General features: G+C 61.6%; 18 protein-coding genes and 1 riboswitch. Of the genes, 13 read left to right on the top strand and 5 right to left on the bottom strand.

The genetic code is table 11. The features are described 5' to 3' along the window. The first annotated feature begins 24 nt into the window (after positions 1 to 24). Together mazG and HX818_RS06185 are read left to right on the top strand one after the other, a co-directional pair. Positions 25 to 858, top strand: coding sequence for a nucleoside triphosphate pyrophosphohydrolase (mazG, locus tag HX818_RS06190; protein WP_008438185.1), 834 nt, complete (start codon positions 25 to 27; stop codon positions 856 to 858). 25 nt (positions 859 to 883) lie between these two features. After that, entirely contained in the window at positions 884 to 1429 is a 546-nt protein-coding gene (locus HX818_RS06185; protein WP_003210740.1) for a DUF2058 domain-containing protein, read from the top strand. 202 nt (positions 1430 to 1631) lie between these two features. Here HX818_RS06185 and HX818_RS06180 read toward each other — a convergent pair whose 3' ends face one another. From HX818_RS06180 to purM, 4 genes are all read right to left on the bottom strand, one after another. Continuing rightward, positions 1632 to 1820, bottom strand: a complete 189-nt coding sequence (locus HX818_RS06180; protein ID WP_003210741.1) for a hypothetical protein — start codon at positions 1818 to 1820, stop codon at positions 1632 to 1634. Between the two features lie 253 nt (positions 1821 to 2073). Further along, positions 2074 to 2787 carry a DUF3108 domain-containing protein gene (locus tag HX818_RS06175; RefSeq protein WP_003210742.1) on the bottom strand — a complete coding sequence of 238 codons (714 nt, stop codon included), beginning with the start codon at positions 2785 to 2787 and terminating at the stop codon, positions 2074 to 2076. Between the two features lie 8 nt (positions 2788 to 2795). Then, positions 2796 to 3446: a phosphoribosylglycinamide formyltransferase gene (gene purN, locus HX818_RS06170; RefSeq protein WP_008438189.1), complete on the bottom strand. Its 651-nt coding sequence runs from the start codon at positions 3444 to 3446 to the stop codon at positions 2796 to 2798. Continuing rightward, complete coding sequence (gene purM, locus HX818_RS06165) at positions 3446 to 4504, bottom strand: phosphoribosylformylglycinamidine cyclo-ligase (protein WP_003210744.1); 1059 nt, start codon at positions 4502 to 4504, stop codon at positions 3446 to 3448. Before purM ends, purN begins: the two co-directional genes overlap by 1 nt. A gap of 359 nt (positions 4505 to 4863) precedes the next feature. On the opposite strand from purM, the gene HX818_RS06160 reads away from it, so the two are divergent. From HX818_RS06160 to HX818_RS06140, 5 genes are all read left to right on the top strand, one after another. Further along, positions 4864 to 5904: a DUF2066 domain-containing protein gene (locus HX818_RS06160; RefSeq protein WP_177019654.1), complete on the top strand. Its 1041-nt coding sequence runs from the start codon at positions 4864 to 4866 to the stop codon at positions 5902 to 5904. A 53-nt stretch (positions 5905 to 5957) separates the two neighbouring features. Next, complete coding sequence (locus tag HX818_RS06155; RefSeq protein WP_177019653.1) at positions 5958 to 7031, top strand: AI-2E family transporter; 1074 nt, start codon at positions 5958 to 5960, stop codon at positions 7029 to 7031. A 217-nt stretch (positions 7032 to 7248) separates the two neighbouring features. After that, positions 7249 to 7953, top strand: coding sequence for a DnaA regulatory inactivator Hda (gene hda / locus HX818_RS06150; protein WP_003210747.1), 705 nt, complete (start codon positions 7249 to 7251; stop codon positions 7951 to 7953). 213 nt (positions 7954 to 8166) lie between these two features. After that, the gene (locus HX818_RS06145) at positions 8167 to 8796 is read left to right on the top strand and encodes a C40 family peptidase (RefSeq protein ID WP_003210748.1); all 630 of its coding nucleotides are present in this window, start codon (positions 8167 to 8169) and stop codon (positions 8794 to 8796) included. Positions 8797 to 8940: 144 nt separating this feature from the next. Continuing rightward, a complete protein-coding gene (locus HX818_RS06140) occupies positions 8941 to 9483 on the top strand; it encodes a C40 family peptidase (RefSeq protein WP_003210749.1) in 543 nt (180 codons plus the stop codon). A 133-nt stretch (positions 9484 to 9616) separates the two neighbouring features. Here HX818_RS06140 and HX818_RS06135 read toward each other — a convergent pair whose 3' ends face one another. Next, entirely contained in the window at positions 9617 to 10930 is a 1314-nt protein-coding gene (locus tag HX818_RS06135) for a sorbosone dehydrogenase family protein (protein WP_177019652.1), read from the bottom strand. Positions 10931 to 11029: 99 nt separating this feature from the next. Continuing rightward, positions 11030 to 11267, top strand: a riboswitch (cobalamin riboswitch). Positions 11268 to 11346: 79 nt separating this feature from the next. Here HX818_RS06135 and cobO point away from each other — a divergent pair. From cobO to HX818_RS06105, 6 genes are read left to right on the top strand one after another with little or no spacing between them, the layout of a single operon-like run. Beyond that, positions 11347 to 11958 carry a cob(I)yrinic acid a,c-diamide adenosyltransferase gene (cobO, locus tag HX818_RS06130; protein ID WP_003210751.1) on the top strand — a complete coding sequence of 204 codons (612 nt, stop codon included), beginning with the start codon at positions 11347 to 11349 and terminating at the stop codon, positions 11956 to 11958. After that, positions 11955 to 13346, top strand: a complete 1392-nt coding sequence (locus HX818_RS06125) for a cobyrinate a,c-diamide synthase (protein WP_177019651.1) — start codon at positions 11955 to 11957, stop codon at positions 13344 to 13346. Before cobO ends, HX818_RS06125 begins: the two co-directional genes overlap by 4 nt. Further along, positions 13343 to 13993: a 5,6-dimethylbenzimidazole synthase gene (gene bluB, locus HX818_RS06120; protein ID WP_003210753.1), complete on the top strand. Its 651-nt coding sequence runs from the start codon at positions 13343 to 13345 to the stop codon at positions 13991 to 13993. Before HX818_RS06125 ends, bluB begins: the two co-directional genes overlap by 4 nt. Continuing rightward, positions 13990 to 14898 (top strand): adenosylcobinamide-phosphate synthase CbiB, encoded by a 909-nt coding sequence (gene cbiB / locus HX818_RS06115; RefSeq protein ID WP_087694822.1) that lies wholly within the window; start codon positions 13990 to 13992, stop codon positions 14896 to 14898. The genes bluB and cbiB overlap by 4 nt, the downstream gene beginning before the upstream one ends. Further along, a complete protein-coding gene (gene cobD, locus HX818_RS06110) occupies positions 14891 to 15880 on the top strand; it encodes a threonine-phosphate decarboxylase CobD (protein WP_003210755.1) in 990 nt (329 codons plus the stop codon). Before cbiB ends, cobD begins: the two co-directional genes overlap by 8 nt. Continuing rightward, on the top strand, positions 15877 to 17328 hold the full coding sequence (locus tag HX818_RS06105) for a cobyric acid synthase (RefSeq protein WP_177019650.1): 1452 nt from the start codon (positions 15877 to 15879) through the stop codon (positions 17326 to 17328). The genes cobD and HX818_RS06105 overlap by 4 nt, the downstream gene beginning before the upstream one ends. Positions 17329 to 17464 lie beyond the last annotated feature (136 nt).

Raw genomic sequence — 17464 nt, 5'->3', positions numbered from 1 at the left:
TCCCACTTCTGCGGAAAGAGACTGATGTATTCACTTGAAGACCTGCTGCACCTGATGAACCGCCTGCGCGACCCGCAATACGGTTGCCCGTGGGACATCAAGCAAACCTACGCCACCATCGTCCCCCACACCCTGGAAGAAGCCTACGAAGTCGCCGATGCGATCGAGCGCGGGGATTTTGATCACCTGCAAGGTGAGCTGGGCGACCTGTTGTTCCAGGTGGTGTATTACAGCCAGCTGGCGCGGGAAGAAGGGCGCTTCGAATTCGCCGGGGTGATCGACAGCATTACCCGCAAGTTGATTCGCCGTCACCCGCATGTGTTTCCCACGGGAGACTTGTACGCGCCGCTGGATATTCCGCAGCTGAGCGAAGAGCAGGTCAAGCAGCGTTGGGAAGAAATAAAGGCCGAGGAGCGTGCGGAAAAGTCCGACGTCCCACAGCAGTTATCCCTGCTGGATGATGTGCCCACGGCCTTGCCGGCGCTTTCCCGCGCCGCCAAATTGCAAAAGCGCGCCGGGCAGGTGGGTTTCGACTGGCCGGCCGCGTTGCCCGTGGTGGATAACGTGCGCGAAGAGCTGGATGAAGTGCTCGAAGCCATGGCCGATAACGACCCGGCAGCCATCGCCGATGAAGTAGGTGACCTGCTGTTTGCGGCGGTCAACCTGGCCCGTCACCTCCAGGTCGACCCGGAAGCAGCCTTGCGTTTAGCCAACGCTAAATTCGAACGACGTTTCCGATTTATCGAACAGGCATTGCGCGAGACCCACCGTCCCATAGAAGATTGCACCCTCGAAGAGTTGGACGCCCTGTGGGGCGAAGCCAAACGCCAGGAAAAGAATCTGTCCAGCTGCGGCTGAGCCGTTGCCCAAGTGAGTAAGCACCATGAGCATTTCCCTTCGCGACCAGTTGCTCAAAGCAGGCCTGGTCAACCAAAAGCAGGCCAAGCAGGTCGGCAAAGAGAAACAGAAACAGCAGCGCCTGGTGCATAAAGGCCAGGCCGAAGCGGACGACAGCCAGGCGCGCCTGGCCATCCAGGCGCATGCCGAAAAGGTCAAGCGCGACCAGGAGCTGAACCGTCAGCAGCAGGAAAAAGCCGAGGCCAAGGCCCGCGTTGCGCAGGTCAAGCAATTGATCGAAACCTCGCGCCTGCCCAAGCTGACCACCGAGGACTACTACAACTTCGTGGATGACAAGAAGGTCAAGCGCCTGTCGGTCAACACGCTGATGCGTAACAAGCTGAGCAACGGCTCCCTGGCGATCGTGCATCACGGTGGCGGTTACGAGGTGATCCCGCGCGAAGCCGCGCTGAAGATCCAGGAGCGGGCGCCGGAGCGCATCGTCCAGATGAACGTGCTGACCGAAAGCCAGGTGCCGGATGAGGATGATCCGTACGCCGCCTACCAGATCCCTGATGACCTGATGTGGTAATGCGTTAGAAACACACATTGTGGCGAGATGGCTTGCTGTGGCGAGGGAGCTTGCTCCCGCTGGGGCGCGAAGCGCCCCCAAAATCCCAACCCCCAACCCCCAACCCCCAACCCCAAAAACACAAACCCCGCTCAAAAGGCGGGGTTTGTGTTTATAGACACTCCAGCTGCGTGGGGCTGGTTATCTACAGGATTTCAGAGTTTCAGGAGCTTTGCGCCTGGCGTTTCATCTCAAGGGTCTCGAGCTCGTTTTTATAATTATGAGCTTCGGCCTCGTCGTGAAACATGCCGACCAGCAGGTCTTGCTGGTGTACATCCCAGATGTGAATCCCGTGGGCTACTGCTTCGTGGGACATATGTTCATCGTCGCGTTCAGTTACTTTTACAGTCATCTGCTTGCTCCAATCTCTGGTTGATCTGCGGCAAGGCGTCGCAGGCCTTTGTTATATGATTTGTTAGCTTGCTAAGTAAATAACCAGGAATTGCAACACACCTTTACAGAAACTGGAGTAATCCCGCGAGCCCACGGAAACCGCGACATTGCGTCGCAGGGTGCTGAGTTTTATGACAAAAGTTTCATGTTGGCGTCAGGCGACAGGCGAAAAAAAGCCCCGCGTACGCGAGGCTCTTTCATTGCGCAGAGGATCAGCTGCCTTTGACAGCCTTGCCGTCAACGGTACCGTCTTGCAGCATGATGTTGTATTCCTTGCCGTCAGTCTCGACCTGGCGCAGGGCAACCAGGATGCCGCCCCAGTCCTTGGCAAACCACATTTGGGTAATGCGCTTGCTTTGAGTCGGGTCACGCACGCGCTCGACCTTGATCGCATCGATGGAGCCGGCTTTGGTCTGGACCTTTTCCGGGCCGATCACGCGGAAGTCGTAGGTATCGACATCAGTGCCTTCGACGACGTTGTAGCTCATGCTTTTCTTGCCGGCTGCCACATCGCGCTGCAATGCCAACTGGTAGGTCGACTTGTCGAGCATGCCGCTTTGAAGGGCCACGTTGACCGGGTCCTTGTTTTCAAAGCCGGTGACTTTCTTGGCCGTCTGATCGAAGTCGAGGTTGATCTTCTTCGTCTTGCCCAGGCCACCGCGTTCGAAGGTGTAGCTCACCGGTTGCAGGGCGTCTTTGTCGAAGCGGATCACGCTGGTTTCAGTCAGGCTGGCGATCATCATGGAAGCCTTGAAATTCAAGGTCCAGCTGCCGTTGTCATTCTTGGTCAGGCTGCGTTCTGCCGAACCACTCATGGGCAACTGTTTCCAGTCGGCGGTGTAGCTGGCGGAGAAAGGGTGAAGGTCTGCCGCTTGCACGGCAGGCAAGGCGAACAGCGCAAAAGCGAAGAGCAGGGCGCGACGCATAAAGTCTCCTAGGTTCGAATCAAGTGGCCGCTGGCCGCAAGTAACTGACCGTCCAATAATGCACCGTGGTCGCCAAGAATCAACCGCCCCTCAGCGAACCAGCGAACAGCCAGCGGGTAAATCCTGTGTTCCTGGGTGTGAACCCGTTGCGCAAGCGTCTGCGCAGAGTCCGCAGACTCTACCGGAACTACTGCCTGTACGACCAGAGGCCCGCCATCGAGTTCCTCGGTGACAAAGTGCACGCTGCAGCCGTGCTCGGTGTCGCCGGCCTCCAGGGCACGCTGGTGGGTGTGTAACCCTTTGTATTTTGGCAGCAGGGACGGGTGGATATTCAGCAGACGCCCGTTGTAGTGACGCACGAAGTCAGCGCTGAGAATGCGCATGAAGCCGGCCAGTACCACGAGTTTGGGGTTGAAGGCGTCGATCAGTTCGATCAAGGCGCTGTCGAAGGCCTCGCGGCCTTCGAAAGCCTTGTGATCCAGGGAGCGGGTGTCGATACCTGCGTCCCTGGCGCGTTGCAGGCCGTAGGCGTCGCTGCGGTTGGAAATCACCGCAGCGATGCGCACCGGGCTGTCGCCGGCGCGCGTGCTGTCGATCAGGGCCTGCAAGTTACTGCCGGTGCCGGAGAGCAGCACCACGACATCACAGGTTGCAGGCATCAGTGCGCCTTAAGGTTCTTCAGTTCAACCTGAGCCGCGCCTTCAGGGGCGGTAGCGATCTGGCCGATGACCCAAGGCTGTTCGCCGGCTTCACGCAATACGTTCAGCGCGCTTTCTACGTGCTCTTGAGCCACGCAGATGACCATGCCCACGCCGCAGTTCAGCACGCGGTGCATCTCGGTTTCGTTGACGTTGCCTTTCTCTTGCAGCCAGTCGAAGACTGCCGGGCGCTGCCAGCTGGCCACGTCGACAATCGCCTGGGCGCCTTCAGGCAGTACGCGCGGGATGTTGTCCAGCAGGCCGCCACCGGTGATGTGGGCCATGGCCTTGACCGCGCCGGTGTCCTTGATCAGCTTGAGCAACGGCTTCACGTAGATGCGGGTCGGGGCCATCAGCAGGTCGGTCAAGGGCTTGCCGTCGAGCTGGATGGTTTCGATGTCGGCGCCGGACACTTCGATGATCTTGCGGATCAGCGAGTAGCCGTTGGAGTGCGGGCCGGACGATGGCAGGGCCAGCAGGGCGTCACCGGCAGCCACCTTGGAGCCGTCGATGATTTCGGATTTTTCGACAACGCCGACGCAGAAACCGGCCAGGTCGTAGTCTTCGCCTTCGTACATGCCTGGCATTTCAGCGGTTTCGCCGCCGACCAGGGAGCAGCCGGACAGTTCGCAGCCAGCGCCAATGCCGGTGACCACCTGGGTAGCGGTCTCGACGTTGAGCTTGCCGGTGGCGTAGTAGTCAAGGAAGAACAGCGGCTCGGCGCCGCACACCACCAGGTCGTTCACGCACATGGCAACCAGGTCGATGCCGATGCTGTCGTGCTTGTTCAGGTTCAGTGCCAGGCGCAGCTTGGTGCCCACACCGTCGGTGCCGGAGACCAATACAGGCTGCTTGTAGCCGGCCGGGATCTCGCAGAGGGCGCCAAAACCGCCCAGGCCGCCCATGACTTCGGGGCGCGCAGTGCGCTTGGCGACGCTCTTGATGCGTTCGACCAATGCTTCACCGGCGTCGATGTCTACACCGGCGTCCTTGTAGCTCAGGGAGGGTTGCTTGCTCATGATCCAGGCCTTTAGGGGGGATTCAGGGGTAACGACCGAATGCGGCGGGTGTACCGAAACCTGAAGTTTCAGCACGGCCTGCCATTGACGGTCTGCGAAGGCGCGCGATTTTATCAGGCTTGAGGGGCAGCGGCCATCCTCGGGCCGACGGGCAGGGGCAATAGCTGTTAAAAAAATCGCTAATCGAGTCGGTCACAGGCCCTATTAAGGTATAGCCTTTAACTCGCTATCGTTATGACAGTACAAAAACTTGCCGAGACCCTGTGAATGTTTTGCCGGTCGCTGTGGTCACAGCCTTGCTCAACAGTGTTCACGCGGTCTGTTCCAACCGCTTATTTGCCGTTCGGGAATCTTCTTTCATGGGTCTGAGTAAATATTTTTTTGTGGGCTGCTTGTCGTTGGTCAGCCTGGCGAGTCATGCCGAAACCCTCAATGGTCTCTATCAAGTGCTGGAGCCGGTCAGCAGTCAGTCTCCCCAGGAGCGCGACCAGGCGACCCAGCGTGCCCTGCAAACCCTGGTGATCCGCCTGACCGGCGACGCCAAGGCCGCCGATGGCCCGGGCCTGGCGGCGATTCGCAAAGACCCGCAACAAATCATCAGTCAGTACGGCTACGACGCCGGCCCGCCGGAAAGCCTGCAGGTGGATTTCGACCCGGTCAGCACCGACCGCGCGTTGCGTGGCGCGGGCCTGGCGCTGTGGGGCAGCAATCGGCCATCGATCCTCGGTTGGTGGCTGAACGACTCCGTGGAAGGCAGCAGCCTGGTCGGTGATGGCCAGGCTGTCGCCCAGCCGCTGCGCCGCGCGGCCCAGCACCGTGGTTTGCCGCTGCGTCTGCCATTGGGTGATCTGGACGAACAGATCGTCGCCACCGCCCCGAATCTTGAAAGCCCTGACGCCACACCGCTGCGCGCCGCGTCCGAGCGTTATGGTGCCGATGCCTTGCTGGCGGTGCATGCTCGCGAAGACGGCGGCCAATGGTCGGCCAAATGGCGCCTGTGGCTGGGGGATAAAAGCGAGCAGGGCACCGCCACCGGCACTGATACTGCCGCATTGGCTGACGCCGTGCTGCTGGCCGTCAGCGAACGCCTGGCACCACGCTTTGCGGTCAAGGCCGGCGCTGCCACCAGTGATCAGTTGCTGGAAGTGCAGGGCATGAATCTCGAGCATTACGCCGCCCTCGGCCATCTGCTGGAACCGTTCGGTGCCCAGCCGGTGCGCGTGGACGGCACTCGCATCGTTTATCGGGTGAATGGCAGCGCCGAGCAGCTGCGCACCCAGTTGAGCCTGGCCAGGTTGCAGGAAATCCCGGCAGGTGAAGCTCCGGCTCCGCAGCCGGTGGTAGAAGGCGCGCAACCGGCACCGGTCGAGCCGACGCCGCAGCTACGTTTTCATTGGTAAGTGTTCTTCCTTCTTATATAGAAGCAGGAAGCAAATAACAGAGGGAATGGTTTATGGCGGATACGCGTCGTTGGGTGTGGCTTGGCGGGATTGTCCTGCTGTGCGTTTTTGTGTTCCTGCTGCATTCGATCCTGACGCCGTTCCTGGTCGCGTTACTGCTGGCCTACCTGTTCGATCCGGTGGTGGATCGCCTGGAAAAGCTCGGCCTGTCACGTACCTGGGGCGTGGTGGCGGTGTTTGCGTTGTTCACCTTGATCATCACGGCGCTGGTCCTGGTGCTGGTGCCGATGTTGGCCAAGCAGCTGTTCAAGCTCTATGAGCTGGCGCCGCAGATGCTCGACTGGCTGCAACACACGGCCATGCCGTGGGCGCAGGCCAAGCTGGGGCTGGCAGACGGCTTCTGGAAGTTCGACAAGGTCAAGGCCGCCATCAGCGAGCACATGGGCCAGACCACCGACATTGTCGGCGTGGTGCTGAGCCAGGCGACGGCGTCGAGCCTGGCGCTGATTGGCTGGCTGACCAACCTGGTGCTGATCCCGGTCGTGGCGTTCTACCTGCTGCGGGACTGGGACATCATGATGGCCAAGATCCGCGGCCTGCTGCCGCGCGACCGTGAGGAGCGCATTGTCTCCCTGGCCGAGGAGTGTCATGAGGTGCTCGGCGCCTTCGTCCGCGGCCAGTTGCTGGTGATGCTGGCGCTGGGGATCATCTACGCGGCGGGGTTGATGGCGATCGGCCTGGAACTGGGGCTGTTGATCGGCCTGATCGCCGGCCTGGCAGCCATCGTGCCTTATATGGGCTTCGTGATTGGTATCGGTGCGGCGCTGGTGGCCGGGTTGTTCCAGTTCCACGGCGACTTGTACCCGATGCTCGGGATTGTCGCGGTGTTCATGGTCGGCCAGGCCCTGGAAGGCATGGTGCTGACGCCATTGCTGGTGGGCGACCGGATCGGCCTGCACCCGGTGGCGGTGATCTTTGCGATCCTGGCGGGCGGCGAGCTGTTCGGCTTTACCGGCATCCTGCTGGCGCTGCCGGTGGCGGCGGTGATCATGGTGCTGGTGCGCCATGTGCACGACTTGTACAAGGACTCGGACATGTACGCCGGAACCGACGAACCGGAGTTATAACCGCAGCATCACAAACCCGGCTCAAGGCCGGGTTTGTCATTTATCGGCTCTGGCGTTTCGCCATTGCGTCAAACATTCCTCACCAAATCCAACAAGTTAACGCAAACCTTTGATTTTGCTTGTGGTCTGCTGCATTGTGCGCCCGGCGTCACGGGTATAAACTTTGCAAACTTTACACAGAGGTCACTAACGGTTCGATTGGAACCGTTCAGTCAGCATGAAACCGATTCAGCTGCCCCTAGGTGTGCGTCTGCGTGACGACGCCACCTTTATCAATTACTACCCAGGCGCCAATGCCGCTGCACTCGGCTATGTCGAGCGGCTCTGCGAAGCCGACGCCGGGTGGACCGAAAGCTTGATCTACCTCTGGGGCAAGCACGGCGTGGGGCGTACCCACTTGTTACAGGCCGCTTGCCTGCGCTTCGAACAGATGGGGGAACCGGCGGTGTACCTGCCGCTGGCGGAGCTGCTGGACCGCGGTATCGAGATCCTCGACAACCTTGAACAATACGAACTGGTCTGCCTGGACGATTTGCAGGCAGTGGCGGGGCGGGCAGATTGGGAAGAGGCACTGTTCCATCTGTTCAACCGATTGCGTGACAGCGGCCGGCGTTTGTTGATTGCCGCCTCCACCTCGCCACGTGAGCTGCCGGTGAAGCTGGCGGACTTGAAGTCGAGGCTGACCCTGGCGCTGATTTTCCAGATGCGCCCGTTGTCCGACGAAGACAAACTGCGGGCCCTGCAACTGCGTGCTTCGCGCCGCGGGTTGCACCTGACCGATGAAGTCGGGCATTTTATTCTCACTCGCGGTACACGCAGCATGAGCGCACTGTTCGACTTGCTCGAACAGCTCGACCAGGCTTCCTTGCAAGCCCAGCGCAAGCTGACTATTCCCTTCCTCAAAGAAACCCTGGGCTGGTAGCCAGCCCTTTAAAACCGGGGCGTTCGGCAAATTACAGGCGCCAGAAAACCTGCGTTTGGGCCGTTTTGGCCACGCAAATGGCTGGCATAGGGTGTTAAGGGCTTAGATGTCATAGTCCAAACAAGAAGTCACATAGATCACGATTGAATTTGCAAATCGATGTGATAGAAGGCATAGTCTCGGCTTCTTTACACATCAGCCACGGTCGTGCCCATGCTAAATCGCTTCGCACCCCTCGTGCCTCTCGCACTCGTTACCCTGTTGTTTGGTTGCGCCACCCACACTCAAAACGTGGCTGAGCAGCAAAAACCAGTACAGCAGTCCCAGGCAAAATTCGTTGCGTCGCAGTCTTCCACTGTTTATCAGGAAGAGATCGCAACTGAAAAAGAACTCGCCGACTTCGCCGGCGCCAAGCCTTACCAGCTTCCCGTTCTGGCCGACAGCATTCTCGAACGCGGCATGTCCCTGATCGGTACCCGTTACCGTTTCGGCGGTACCTCTGAAGCCGGTTTCGACTGCAGCGGTTTCATCGGCTACCTGTTCCGCGAGGAAGCCGGCATGAATCTGCCGCGTTCCACCCGCGAAATGATCAACGTGGATGCACCGTTGGTCGCGCGGAACAACCTCAAGCCCGGTGATCTGCTTTTCTTTAGTACGGCTGGCCGTGGTCGTGTCAGCCACGCCGGTATCTACCTGGGCGACAACCAGTTTATCCACTCCAGCAGCCGCCGCAGCGGTGGTGTGCGAGTCGACAACCTGGGTGATAGCTACTGGAGCAAAACCTTCATCGAAGCCAAGCGCGCCCTGGCGATGGCCCCGACTACCGTTACCGCCAGCAAGTAAAGTTAAAGTGATACTTGAAGTTTGACGTGTAAGCGCTAGAATCCCTGGACATTGTTGTAAATTGATCGCGCGAGCTTTGCTTGCGCGTTCTGTTTTTCAACGTTCGGCAGCGAAAGCCGCATCCAGATCAGGATTGTTCTGCCCATGTCGACCTCGGCCCGCCTAATTCTTCTCGTTTGCGCCGCGCTGCTCAGCGCCTGCGCAAGCCGTCCACCGCCTGCTCCCGTGGCCGTCAAGCCCAAGCCGGTGTTCAACACCTATGCCACCCAAAGTTTCTCGCCTGCGGCCGAAGACGTGCTTTTTCGTGCGCTGGGCCTGGTCGGCACGCCTTATCGTTGGGGCGGCAACACGCCGGACTCGGGGTTTGATTGCAGTGGCTTGATCGGTTTCGTCTACCGTGACGCGGCGGGCATCTCCTTGCCACGTACCACCCGCGAGCTGATCGTGATGCGCGCCCAGGACGTGAGCGAAAACAACCTGCAAACCGGCGACCTGATCTTCTTCGCCACGGGTGGCGGCTCGCAGGTCAGCCACGCCGGGATCTACGTGGGAGAAGGGCGCTTTGTGCATGCGCCGCAAACCGGCGGTACGGTGAAGCTGGACACGCTGTCCAAAGCCTATTGGCAAAACGCCTACCTGAGCGCCAAGCGTGTGTTGCCAGCCGAGCACCTGGCACGAAACCCCTAGGAAAACACGAAACCAAATGTGGGAGCGGGCTTGCTCGCGAATGCGGTGGATCAGTCGACAACAAGCTGACTGACACACTGCATTCGCGAGCAAACCCGCTCCCACATTTGTTTTGCGGTGTTTGCGAAGCTGGCTATTTAGCCGCCGACACTCGCCACACCTTGTTCCCCACGTCATCCGCCACCAGCAAATCCCCCTGCTTGTCGATCACCACGCCGACCGGGCGGCCCATGGCTTTCTCATCGCTATTGAGGAACCCGGTCAGCACATCCACCGGCTGGCCTTTGGGTTTGCCGCCTTCAAACGGCACGAAGATCACCTTGTAGCCACTGTGTGGCTTGCGGTTCCACGAACCATGCTGGCCGATAAACGCGCCATTGCTGAATTGCGCCGGTAGCTTGCTGCCCTCGGCAAAGGTCAGTCCCAGGGAGGCTGTGTGCGGGCCCACCGCGTAGTCCGGGGCAATCGCCTTGGCTACCAGTTCCGGGTTCTGCGGACTCACCCGCACATCCACGTGCTGCCCGTAATAACTGAAGGGCCAGCCATAGAACGCGCCATCCTTGACCGAGGTGATGTAGTCCGGCACCAGGTCGCTGCCGATTTCATCGCGCTCATTCACCGCCGTCCACAGCCTGCCGCTTTGCGGTTCCCAAGCCATGCCGTTGGGGTTGCGCAGGCCAGAGGCGAAGATACGGTGCTGGCCGGTAGCACGGTCCACTTCCCAGATCGCCGCGCGGTCTTGTTCGGCTTCCAGGCCGTTTTCCGCGACGTTGCTGTTGGAGCCCACGCTGACGTACAACTTGCTGCCGTCCTGGCTGGCGACCACGTTCTTGGTCCAGTGATGGTTGATGCTGCCGCCCGGCAAGTCGGTCACCGTGGTGCCGGCTTCCTTGATCGAGGTTTCGCCTGGCTGATAGGGGAAGCGCAGCAGCTTGTCCGAATCGGCCACATACAGGTCGTTGCCCACCAGTGTCATGCCGAACGGCGAGTTCAGGTTCTCCAGGAACACCGTGCGGGTTTCGGCTATGCCGTCGTGGTCGGCGTCCCGCAGCAGGGTGATGCGGTTGGGGCTCGGCACGGCGGCCCCGGCGCGGCCCATGACTTTCTCCATCACCCAGCCACGAATACCCTTGGAATCGTCCGGCTTGGGTGGCGCATTGGTTTCTGCCACCAGCACATCGCCATTGGGCAGCACATACAGCCAGCGCGGATGGTCCAGGCCTTCGGCAAACGCCGCTACTTGAGTGCCTGCTGCCGCCGTTGGCTTGGTGCCTTCGGGCCAGCCGATGGCCGGGGCGATATTCACCGTGGGGATCAGGGTTTTATTCGGTTCCGGCAGTTTGGGCGAGGGCCCGGTGCCGTCGGACACTTGCAGGGTAGAGCTTTCGCCGCAGGCGGCGAGGGTGCCGGCGAGCATGATCAGTAGGGCAAGTCGGGTCTTGTGCATGGTTTTCTCCTTAATACCTGTAGCGGTAGAGGCACGCAGCGGCCCGATGGTTCACGCGCATGTCCGGCTTTAATTGACGCTCCACCCCCAACCCACTAACCTTCGCGGCTTGTTTCAGGTGCTCTGTGGCGTACGCGCCGACTGAGTGAAACAGGGAAGCCGGTGAGTGAGCGCATTTTTCTACAGTGCTGCCACGATCCCGGCGCTGCCCCCGCAACGGTAAATGAGTCAAGACGGTGCCTTAAGCCACTGTATCGCCCGCGATATGGGAAGGCGCACCTTCGGCATCCAATGCCACTCATGAGCCCGGAGACCGGCCTGATCCATCCAACAGCATCACGGTGGGCGATGCTTGGCTGTCTGTATGTGTCTTTTTCCTGCCCGCCGTTTTTGTCCAGCCCCAACGGAGAGCTGCCATGACTGAATCCCCCGATCGTGACGAACGCCACCTGGCGCGCATGCTGCGCAAAAAAGCCGTGATTGACGAGCGCATTGCCAATTCACCGAACGAGTGCGGGTTGCTGCTGGTGCTTACCGGCAATGGCAAAGGCAAGAGCAGCTCGGCCTTTGGCATGCTCGCCCGGGCCATGGGCCACGGCATGCAGTGTGGCGTGGTGCAGTTCATCAAGGGCCGCAACAGCACTGGCGAAGAACTGTTCTTCCGCCGTTTCCCCGAGCAGGTGCGCTTCCACGTGATGGGCGAAGGTTTTACCTGGGAAACCCAGGACCGTGCCCGCGACATCGTGGCCGCCGAAGCCGCCTGGGCGGTCTCCCGGGAAATGCTGCAGAACCCGGCCATCGGCCTGGTGGTGCTGGATGAACTGAACATCGCCCTCAAGCACGGCTACCTCGACCTGGATCAGGTACTCAGCGACCTGCAGGCCCGCCCGCCGATGCAACACGTGCTCGTCACCGGCCGTGGCGCGAAACCCGAATTGATCGAAATGGCCGACACCGTAACTGAAATGGGCATGCTCAAGCATGCATTCCAGGCGGGTATCAAGGCGCAGAAAGGCATCGAACTTTGAATCAGCCCCGTCACTGTCCTGCTGTGCTGATCGCCGCACCGGCGTCCGGCCAGGGCAAAACCACCGTCACCGCCGCGCTCGCCCGTTTGCACCGCAACCTGGGGCGCAAGGTGCGAGTGTTCAAATGCGGCCCGGACTTTCTCGACCCGATGATCCACGAGCGCGCCAGTGGTGCGCCGGTCTATCAATTGGACATGTGGATGGTCGGCGAGCAGGAAAGTCGCCGATTGCTGTGGGAAGCGGCGGGGGAAGCCGACCTGATCCTGATCGAAGGCGTGATGGGCCTGTTCGACGGCACGCCGTCCAGCGCCGACCTGGCGCGGCATTTTGGCGTGCCGGTACTGGCGGTCATCGATGGCACGGCCATGGCCCAGACCTTCGGTGCCCTGGCATTGGGCTTGGCGCGTTACCAGCCGGACCTGCCGTTTGCCGGCGTGCTGGCCAACCGCGTCGGCACGCTGCGCCATGCGCAACTGCTTGAAGGCAGCCTGACCGAAGGCCTGCGCTGGTACGGCGCACTGTCCCGGGAAACCGGGATCGAATTGCCCAGCCGCCACCTTGGCCTGGTGCAGGCCAGCGAATTGAACGACCTCGACCTGCGCCTCGACGCCGCCGCCCAGGCCCTGGGCAGCAGCTGTGAGGTAGCGCTGCCACCGCCGGTGGAATTCGCTGCGCCCGAGGTAATCGAGGCCCAACCGTTGCTGGCCGGCGTGCGCATCGCCGTGGCCCGCGACGAAGCCTTCGCGTTTACCTACGGCGCCAGCCTCGACCTGTTGCGAGCGATGGGCGCCGAGCTGCGCTTCTTCTCGCCGATTCGTGACCGTGCATTGCCCGAAGCTGACAGCCTCTACCTGCCCGGCGGTTATCCGGAATTGCATCACCAGGCGCTGTCGGAAAATACCGCGATGCTCGACGCCATCCGCGCCCACCACACTGCTGGCAAGCCACTGCTGGCCGAATGCGGCGGCATGCTCTACCTGCTGGACTCACTCACCGATGTCGACGGCACCCGTGCCGAACTGGTCGGCCTGCTCAAGGGCGACGCCGTGATGCAAAAGCGTCTGGCGGCACTGGCCCTGCAAAACGTCGAACTGCCCGAAGGCCTCTTGCGCGGTCACACCTACCATCACTCGCTGACCAGCACCGAGTGGCAGCCGATTGCCCGGGGCCTGAGCCCGAATGGCGGGCGCGGTGCCGAGGCGGTTTATCGTCAAGGCCGGATGACGGCTTCCTACGTGCACTTTTATTTCCCGTCCAACCCGATGGCGGTGGCTGCCTTGTTTGCGCCAAGCCTTGAGACCGCCATCGCAGGCAAGCCCGCTCCCACAGTTGACCGAGTTGAAACGCAATCTACTGTGGGAGCGGGCTTGCCCGCGATGAGGCCATGACTGACAACGCCTTTCCGGAAGCCGACCGCGAAGCCGTCTACCGTGCCATCGCCGAACGCCGCGACATGCGGCACTTCAGCGGTGGCAGCGTGGCGCCGCAATTGCTCCATCGCCTGCTGCAAGCCGCGCACCAGGCGCCGAGCGTCGGCTTGATGCAGCCCTGGCGTTTTATCCGCATTAGCGACCGCAACCTGCGCGGCCAGATCCAGCAGCTAGTGGAAGAAGAACGCGTACGCACCGCCGAGGCTCTCGGCGAGCGCTCCGATCAGTTCATGAAGCTCAAGGTCGAAGGCATCAACGACTGCGCCGAAGTGCTGGTGGCTGCCTTGATGGACGACCGCGAGCGGCATATCTTCGGGCGCCGCACCTTGCCGGAAATGGACATGGCATCGTTGTCCTGTGCGATTCAGAATCTATGGCTGGCGGCTCGTGTCGAAGGGCTGGGCATGGGCTGGGTCTCGCTGTTCGAGCCCCAGGCCCTGGCCGATCTGCTGGGCCTGCCGCCCGGTGCCAAGCCGTTGGCCGTGTTGTGCCTGGGCCCGGTGGCCGAGTTCTACCCGGCACCGATGTTGCAGCTCGAAGGCTGGACCGAACCACGGCCGCTGAGTGACATGTTGTACGAGAATGTTTGGGGAGTGAGTCAATGAGTGTGGCCTTGCTGAGTGTCGCTGCCGTGGCGCTGGATGCGCTGCTGGGCGAGCCCAGGCGCTGGCATCCGCTGGTGGCGTTCGGTAATTTTGCCGGGCGTATCGAGCAGCGTTTCAACTCCGGCGGCCGTGGCTGGCGCAGCCATGGCGTTACCGCATGGGTGATTGCGGTGGTGCCGCTGACCCTGTTGGCCACGGCCCTCTCGTGGGCGCCTTACATCGGTTGGGTCCTGGAAATCCTCGCGCTGTATTGCGCCCTCGGCATGCGCAGCCTCGGCGAACACGTGCTGCCGGTGGCGCAAGCGTTACGCAGTGATGATCTGGACGAGGCCCGCAAGCGTGTCAGCTATCTGGTGAGCCGCCAGACCAGCGAGCTGGATCGCACCGAAGTCGCCCGTGCAGCCACCGAGTCGGTGCTGGAAAACGGCAGCGACGCGGTATTTGCCGCCTTGTTCTGGTTTGTGGTCGCTGGCGTGCCCGGCGTGGTGCTCTATCGTCTGAGCAACACCCTGGACGCTATGTGGGGCTATCGCAATGAGCGCTTTGAACGTTTTGGCTGGGCCGCGGCGAAGATTGACGACGTGCTCAACTACATTCCCGCACGCCTGGTGGCGTTGACCTACGCGCTGCTGGGCAAAACCCGCCTGGCTCTCAAATGCTGGCGCACCCAGGGCCCGACCTGGGACAGCCCCAACGCCGGCCCGGTGATGGCTGCGGGTGCCGGTGCCCTTGGCGTGGAGTTGGGCGGCGCAGCGATTTATCACGGTGAGCTGCACCAGCGCCCGCCACTGGGCGAAGGCCCGCCGGCGGATGCGGATTCCATCGAGCGTGGCTGGCAACTGGTGCAACGCGGCGTGTGGCTGTGGTTGCTGATCCTGTGTGTGGGGGCTGAGTTTTATGCTTGAGCACGGTGGCCGCTTGCGCAAGGCGGCGATGCAGTACGGCATTCCAGAAGCAGACTGGCTGGACCTGTCCAGCGGCCTGGCGCCGTGGCCGTTCCCGATTCCGGAAATCCCGCTGCGGGCCTGGGCACGCCTGCCTGAAAACGACGACGGCCTGGAGCAGGCTGCCTGTGAATATTACGGCACGCCCCATGTATTGCCGGTGGCCGGCTCCCAGGCCGCGATCCAGTTATTGCCGCGCCTGCGCCGGGCCGGCAAGGTCGGTGTGCTGTCGCCGTGTTACGCCGAACACGCAGAAGCCTGGCGTCGCGCCGGCTACATCGTGCGCGAAGTGCTGGAGCAGGAAGTCGACTTCTTCCTCGACAGCCTCGACGTGCTGGTGGTGGTCAACCCCAACAACCCCACCGGCCTGAGCCTGACGCCGCAACGCCTGCTGGACTGGCATGCTCGCCTGGCCCAACGCGGCGGCTGGCTGGTGGTGGATGAAGCCTTCATGGACATCACCCCGCAACTGAGCCTGGCGGGCCAGGCCCACCAAGTCGGCCTGATCGTGCTGCGCTCGTTCGGCAAATTCTTCGGCCTGGCCGGAGTGCGGCTGGGGTTCGTGCTGGCCGAGCGCAAGCTGCTCAAGCTTCTCGCCGAACAGGTGGGGCCGTGGGCCGTCAGCGGGCCGACGCGGGTGCTTGGGCAAGTATGCCTGCGCGATACCGCCGGCCATGCGCAACAGCGGCTGCGTTGCGAATCGGCCAGCCAGCGCCTGTTTGATGTGCTTGAACGCCACGACTTGCGGCCCCAGGGCGGCTGCGCGTTGTTCCAGTGGATGATCACGGACCGGGCTGAGCAGTTGCATGAATTCATGGCCCAGCGCGGCATTCTGCTGCGCTTGTTTGTCGACAACAGCAGCCTGCGTTTCGGCCTGCCGGATACCGAGGCCGACTGGTTGCGGCTGGAACAGGCACTGAAGGCCTACAAGGAAGCCTCATGAGTACCTTGATGGTGCAGGGCACCACCTCTGACGCCGGCAAAAGCACGCTGGTGACCGCACTCTGCCGCTGGCTGGTGCGCCAGGGCATCCCGGTGGTGCCCTTCAAGCCGCAGAACATGGCGCTCAACAGCGCCGTGACTCCCGAAGGCGGCGAAATCGGCCGAGCGCAGGCGGTGCAGGCCCAGGCGGCGAACCTGGCGCCCCACACCGACATGAACCCGGTGCTGCTCAAACCCAACAGCGACACGGGCTCCCAAGTGATCATCCACGGGCGCGCCGTGACCACCATGAATGCCGTGGCCTATCACGATTACAAAGCCATCGCGATGCAGGCGGTGCTTGCCTCCCATGCGCGCTTGAGTGCGGCGTATCCGGTGGTGATGGTCGAGGGTGCGGGTTCACCGGCCGAGATCAACCTGCGGGCGAATGATATTGCCAACATGGGCTTTGCCGAGGCAGTGGACTGCCCGGTACTGCTGATTGCCGACATCAATCGTGGCGGGGTGTTTGCGCACCTGGTGGGTACGCTGGAATTGTTGTCGCCGACCGAGCAGGCGCGGGTCAAAGGCTTCATCATCAATCGCTTTCGCGGCGATATCGCGCTATTGCAGCCGGGGCTGGATTGGCTGGAAGCGCGCACGGGCAAGCCGGTGGTGGGGGTGTTGCCGTATGTGATGGATCTGCATCTGGAGGCTGAGGACGGTATCGACCAGCGCCAGATTGACAAGGCGGCGCAGGTGCTCAAGGTGGTGGTGCCGGTGTTGCCGCGGATCAGTAATCACACGGATTTTGATCCGTTGCGCTTGCACCCGCAGGTGGATTTGCAGTTTGTGGGGCCGGGGCAGGCGATTCCTTCGGCGGACCTGATTATTTTGCCGGGCTCGAAGAGTGTGCGCAGTGATTTGGCGTATTTGCGGGCCAACGGGTGGGACACGGCCGTGGCGCGGCACTTGCGGTATGGCGGGAAGGTGCTGGGGATTTGTGGTGGGTTGCAGATGCTCGGGGAGCAGGTGCATGACCCGCTGGGTTTGGAAGGGCCTTGTGGTTCTAGCGCTGGGCTGGGGTTGTTGGCGTTCAGTACGACCCTGGAGGAGGAGAAGCAGCTGCGTAACGTGCGGGGGCGGTTGTTGCTGGAGGATACCGAGGTGAGTGGGTATGAGATCCACGCGGGTGTAACCAGTGGCGCTGGCTTGGTGCGGGCTGCGGTGCAGTTGGACGATGGGCGCCTGGATGGGGCTCAGAGTGAGGATGGGCAGGTTCTCGGGACCTATCTGCATGGGGTGTTTGAGACGCCGGCTGCGTGTAGTGCGTTGTTGCGGTGGGCGGGGTTGGAGGATGTGCAATCGGTGGATTATCACGGGTTGCGGGAGCGGGATATTGAGCGGTTGGCGGACTTGGTAGAGCGGCATCTGGATACCGGGTTGCTGCGTTCGTTGTGTGGGGTTTGAGTTGGTTGTAATGGACCGTGTACATATCCGTTGCTGCGGTAACGGCCGCTTATGGTTCCGCTCTTACAGCGGGTCACTTTTGGCAAACGCCCCAAAAGTAACCAAAAGGTCTTTGCCCCACCACTCGGTGCCTCGC

The sequence above is a fragment of the Pseudomonas sp. F9001 genome, assembly GCF_013385435.1.
Taxonomy (GTDB): Bacteria; Pseudomonadota; Gammaproteobacteria; order Pseudomonadales; family Pseudomonadaceae; genus Aquipseudomonas.
The sequence above is the reverse complement of the archived record's forward strand: the minus strand, read 5'-3'. Positions and strand labels throughout refer to the sequence as shown.

Bases quoted from the DNA above. Each gene is read 5' to 3' on its own strand.
- mazG (WP_008438185.1), top strand. From the start codon at position 25: ATGTATTCACTTGAAGACCTGCTGCACCTGATGAACCGCCTGCGCGAC.
- HX818_RS06185 (WP_003210740.1), top strand. From the start codon at position 884: ATGAGCATTTCCCTTCGCGACCAGTTGCTCAAAGCAGGCCTGGTCAAC.
- HX818_RS06180 (WP_003210741.1), bottom strand. From the start codon at position 1,820: ATGACTGTAAAAGTAACTGAACGCGACGATGAACATATGTCCCACGAA.
- HX818_RS06175 (WP_003210742.1), bottom strand. From the start codon at position 2,787: ATGCGTCGCGCCCTGCTCTTCGCTTTTGCGCTGTTCGCCTTGCCTGCC.
- purN (WP_008438189.1), bottom strand. From the start codon at position 3,446: ATGCCTGCAACCTGTGATGTCGTGGTGCTGCTCTCCGGCACCGGCAGT.
- purM (WP_003210744.1), bottom strand. From the start codon at position 4,504: ATGAGCAAGCAACCCTCCCTGAGCTACAAGGACGCCGGTGTAGACATC.
- HX818_RS06160 (WP_177019654.1), top strand. From the start codon at position 4,864: ATGGGTCTGAGTAAATATTTTTTTGTGGGCTGCTTGTCGTTGGTCAGC.
- HX818_RS06155 (WP_177019653.1), top strand. From the start codon at position 5,958: ATGGCGGATACGCGTCGTTGGGTGTGGCTTGGCGGGATTGTCCTGCTG.
- hda (WP_003210747.1), top strand. From the start codon at position 7,249: ATGAAACCGATTCAGCTGCCCCTAGGTGTGCGTCTGCGTGACGACGCC.
- HX818_RS06145 (WP_003210748.1), top strand. From the start codon at position 8,167: ATGCTAAATCGCTTCGCACCCCTCGTGCCTCTCGCACTCGTTACCCTG.
- HX818_RS06140 (WP_003210749.1), top strand. From the start codon at position 8,941: ATGTCGACCTCGGCCCGCCTAATTCTTCTCGTTTGCGCCGCGCTGCTC.
- HX818_RS06135 (WP_177019652.1), bottom strand. From the start codon at position 10,930: ATGCACAAGACCCGACTTGCCCTACTGATCATGCTCGCCGGCACCCTC.
- cobO (WP_003210751.1), top strand. From the start codon at position 11,347: ATGACTGAATCCCCCGATCGTGACGAACGCCACCTGGCGCGCATGCTG.
- bluB (WP_003210753.1), top strand. From the start codon at position 13,343: ATGACTGACAACGCCTTTCCGGAAGCCGACCGCGAAGCCGTCTACCGT.
- cbiB (WP_087694822.1), top strand. From the start codon at position 13,990: ATGAGTGTGGCCTTGCTGAGTGTCGCTGCCGTGGCGCTGGATGCGCTG.
- cobD (WP_003210755.1), top strand. From the start codon at position 14,891: ATGCTTGAGCACGGTGGCCGCTTGCGCAAGGCGGCGATGCAGTACGGC.
- HX818_RS06105 (WP_177019650.1), top strand. From the start codon at position 15,877: ATGAGTACCTTGATGGTGCAGGGCACCACCTCTGACGCCGGCAAAAGC.